At 58.7% G+C, this 578-nt stretch carries 2 protein-coding genes; one reads left to right on the top strand and one right to left on the bottom strand.

Annotation, left to right across the window (positions count from 1 at the left end):
* A partial coding sequence (locus WH277_RS02420) for a YfcL family protein (RefSeq protein WP_339504204.1) occupies positions 1-187 on the top strand: 187 nt, incomplete at its 5' end.
* 42 nt (positions 188-229) lie between these two features.
* Here the strand turns inward: WH277_RS02420 and WH277_RS02415 are convergent.
* On the bottom strand, positions 230-578 hold a 349-nt coding region (locus WH277_RS02415), incomplete at its 5' end, for an XdhC family protein (protein WP_339504203.1).

The following is a 578-nucleotide window of genomic DNA, read 5'->3' as shown; positions in this document are numbered from 1 at the left end:
TTACCTGCGTGGTCATCTGACGCTGGCTGTCGCCGAAATTGAACAGGCCGGCGAACACACGCCGGAAGCGTTGCAGGCTCAGGTGCAAATCAGCCTGGATAAAGCGATCAAGGCGGGTGAGCTTTCCCCGCGTGACCAGGTCCTGGTGATGAGCATGTGGGAAAGATTGTTCCTGCAGGCCCAGTAAACGCCGTACGACCCGCAGGGCAGAAGCCCTTCTGCCCTGGAGTCACACACCATTCTTCACCCGAACAATATCCGCCATAATCGCCAGCGCAATTTCTGGCGGCGTTTTGCTGCCCAGTGCCATACCCACCGGTGCGCTGATTCGCGCCAGCTGTTCAGCACTCAGCTCTCCCATTTCCGCCAGCCGCACCCGCCTGCGATCACTGTTGCTCTGTGAACCCAGCGCACCGATGTAAAATGCGGACGTGTGGCAGGCTTCTACCAATGTCAGATCGTCAATGCGCGCATCGTGCGTAAGACTGAGCACCGCTGTATGCGCAGAGCATCCGTACTGCTCCAGATGGCGGGCAGGGAAACAACGAATGATTTCCACCCCGGCATTCAACACCGGG

Source organism: Erwinia sp. MYb416, assembly GCF_037479575.1.
Taxonomy (GTDB): Bacteria; Pseudomonadota; Gammaproteobacteria; order Enterobacterales; family Enterobacteriaceae; genus Erwinia; species Erwinia rhapontici.
The sequence above is the reverse complement of the archived record's forward strand: the minus strand, read 5'-3'. Positions and strand labels throughout refer to the sequence as shown.